This is a genomic window from Nesterenkonia marinintestina (assembly GCF_025420485.1).
In the GTDB taxonomy this organism is placed as follows: domain Bacteria; phylum Actinomycetota; class Actinomycetes; order Actinomycetales; family Micrococcaceae; genus Nesterenkonia; species Nesterenkonia marinintestina.
Genome location: NZ_JAOEFD010000026.1, coordinates 1 through 3,535, shown reverse-complemented (window position 1 = coordinate 3,535; position 3,535 = coordinate 1). Strand labels below are relative to the sequence as shown.

The 3,535-nt window shown below is 57.3% G+C and carries 2 rRNA genes; both read left to right on the top strand.

The annotated features are described in order from the left end of the window. The first annotated feature begins 11 nt into the window (after positions 1-11). Positions 12-3,128 (top strand): 23S ribosomal RNA (locus N7E59_RS11745). Between the two features lie 277 nt (positions 3,129-3,405). Next, positions 3,406-3,522: ribosomal RNA gene (gene rrf / locus N7E59_RS11740) — 5S ribosomal RNA — on the top strand. The last annotated feature ends 13 nt before the right edge of the window (positions 3,523-3,535 follow it).

The window sequence follows — 3,535 nt, the reverse complement described above, 5'->3', positions numbered from 1 at the left end:
GTGTGGGGTGTGTGTAAGTGTTTTAGGGCGCATGGTGGATGCCTTGGCAGCAGGAGCCGATGAAGGACGTGGGAATCTGCGATAAGCCTGGTGGAGCTGATAACCGAGCGTTGAGGCCAGGATGTCCGAATGGGGAAACCCCGCATACTGTCATGGTGTGTGACCGGCCGTTGAATGTATAGACGGTTCGGGGGGAACGTCGGGAAGTGAAACATCTCAGTACCGACAGGAAGAGAAAACAACAGTGATTCCGTGAGTAGTGGCGAGCGAAAGCGGATGGGGCTAAACCGGTTGTGTGTGATACCTGACAGGGGTTGCGCAGCCGGGGTTGTGGGAGCCTACTTTCCAGGGTCTGTCAGCCCTGGGGGTCGAGGTGCGGGCGTATAGACGAACAGCTGGTGAGTGGTTGACCGTAGAGGGTGGGAGTCCCGTAGTCGTAATGCGTTCCGCCGGCCTGGTGGGTGTTCCCGAGTAGCACGAGGCTCGAGGAATCTTGTGTGAATCGGCCAGGACCACCTGGTAAGCCTGAATACTACCTGCTGACCGATAGTGAATCAGTACCGTGAGGGAATGGTGAAAAGTACCCCGGGAGGGGAGTGAAAGAGTACCTGAAACCATGTGCCTACAATCCGTCAGAGCATCCTTTTGGGGTGTGATGGCGTGCCTTTTGAAGAATGAGCCTGCGAGTTAGTGCTCAGTGGCGAGGTTAACCCGTGTGGGGTATCCGTAGCGAAAGCGAGTCTGAATAGGGCGTTTTAGTCGCTGGGTCTAGACCCGAAGCGGAGTGATCTACCCATGGCCAGGTTGAAGCGCGTGTAAGAGCGCGTGGAGGACCGAACCCACCTAGGTTGAAAACTGGGGGGATGAGCTGTGGGTAGGGGTGAAAGGCCAATCAAACTCTGTGATAGCTGGTTCTCCCCGAAATGCATTTAGGTGCAGCGTTGCGTGTTTCTTGCCGGAGGTAGAGCTACTGGATGGCCGATGGGCCCTACAAGGTTACTGACGTCAGCTAAACTCCGAATACCGGTAAGTGAGAGCGCAGCAGTGAGACTGTGGGGGATAAGCTTCATGGTCGAGAGGGAAACAGCCCAGACCACCGGTTAAGGCCCCTAAGCGTGTGCTAAGTGGGAAAGGATGTGGAGTTGCTCAGACAACCAGGAGGTTGGCTTAGAAGCAGCCATCCTTGAAAGAGTGCGTAATAGCTCACTGGTCAAGTGATTCCGCGCCGACAATGTAGCGGGGCTCAAGCACACCGCCGAAACCGTGGCGTTCCACACTATTTGTGTGGGACGGGTAGGGGAGCGTCGGACACCGCTGTGAAGCAGCCGCGGAAGCGTGTTGTGGAGTGTGTTCGAGTGAGAATGCAGGCATGAGTAGCGAAAGAGCAGTGAGAAACTGCTCCGCCGAATGACCAAGGGTTCCAGGGTCAAGCTAATCTGCCCTGGGTTAGTCGGGACCTAAGGCGAGGCCGACAGGCGTAGTCGATGGACAACGGGTTGATATTCCCGTACCGGCGAAGGACCGCCCCTGGTGAACTGGTGAGACTAACCACCCGAACCACCGTCGAGCCCCCGCACTTGGTGTGGGGTCAGGCGGTGGGGAGCGTGGGACCTGAACCGGGGAGCCAAACGTATTAACAGGTGTGACGCAGGAAGGTAGCCGGGCCCAGCGATGGTTGACTGGGTCTAAGAATGTAGGGCCTCTGATAGGCAAATCCGTCAGAGATGTGCCTGAGATTCGATGGGCCCCCACCACGGGTGGGGGATCCGGTGATCCTATGCTGCCGAGAAAAGCATCGACGTGAGGTCCTAGCCGCCCGTACCCCAAACCGACACAGGTGGTCAGGTAGAGAATACCGAGGCGATCGAGAGAATCACGGTTAAGGAACTCGGCAAAATGCCCCCGTAACTTCGGGAGAAGGGGGACCTTGAGCGTGACCCGCCCTCGCGGTGGGAAGCGTGTATGGGTCGCAGAGACCAGGGGGAAGCGACTGTTTACTAAAAACACAGGTCCGTGCGAAGTCGTAAGACGATGTATACGGACTGACTCCTGCCCGGTGCTGGAAGGTTAAGAGGACGAGTTACACCCCTTCGGGGTGGAAGCTCAGAATTTAAGCCCCAGTAAACGGCGGTGGTAACTATAACCATCCTAAGGTAGCGAAATTCCTTGTCGGGTAAGTTCCGACCTGCACGAATGGAGTAACGACTTCCCCGCTGTCTCAACCGTGAACTCGGCGAAATTGCATTACGAGTAAAGATGCTCGTTACGCGCAGCAGGACGGAAAGACCCCGAGACCTTTACTATAGCTTGGTATTGGTGTTTGACAGTATTTGTGTAGGATAGGTGGGAGACTGTGAAACCCGCACGCCAGTGTGGGTGGAGTCATCGTTGAAATACCACTCTGATGGTGTTGAGCATCTAACTTCGGGCCCTGATCGGGTCCAGGGACAGTGCCTGGTGGGTAGTTTAACTGGGGCGGTTGCCTCCCAAAGAGTAACGGAGGCGCCCAAAGGTTCCCTCAGCCTGGTTGGCAATCAGGTGTTGAGTGTAAGTGCACAAGGGAGCTTGACTGTGAGACAGGCATGTCGAGCAGGAACGAAAGTTGGGACTAGTGATCCGGCGGCACCGTGTGGAAGGGCCGTCGCTCAACGGATAAAAGGTACCTCGGGGATAACAGGCTGATCCTGCCCAAGAGTCCATATCGACGGCATGGTTTGGCACCTCGATGTCGGCTCGTCGCATCCTGGGGCTGGAGTTGGTCCCAAGGGTTGGGCTGTTCGCCCATTAAAGCGGTACGCGAGCTGGGTTTAGAACGTCGTGAGACAGTTCGGTCCCTATCCGCTGCGCGCGTAGGAGATTTGAGAAGGTCTGTCCTTAGTACGAGAGGACCGGGACGGACGAACCTCTGGTGTGTCAGTTGTCCTGCCAAGGGCACCGCTGATTAGCTACGTTCGGGATGGATAACCGCTGAAAGCATCTAAGTGGGAAGCCGGCTTCAAGATAAGATCTCCGACACCAACAGGTGTGAAGGCTCCCAGCCAGACGACTGGGTTGATAGGCCGGATGTGGAAGCACGGACCAACGACGTGTGAAGCTGACCGGTACTAATAAGCCGACCACTTACACCACCACACCACCAGGAAACACTCATGGTGCTGCGCGTCCACTGTACGGTTCACAACCAACAAACCCCACCCACCCCAGCCGCCGGGTCAACGGACCCACCACGGGTCCACCACCCGGCCCGGGAAGGGTGACGACACACCACGAAAACCGCATAGAGAGCACCACCACACCCCTGGAGACACCACACCGGGGGGACGTGGCCCACAGATTCCCAACACGCACACACCCCCACGCGGCCCGAAACAGGCCACAGGCACAAGGGGCGTGTTGGACAAGGGTTACGGCGGTCATAGCGTGGGGGAAACGCCCGGTCCCATCCCGAACCCGGAAGCTAAGACCCACAGCGCCGATGGTACTGCACCCGGAAGGGTGTGGGAGAGTAGGTCACCGCCGGACAACACCACACAGA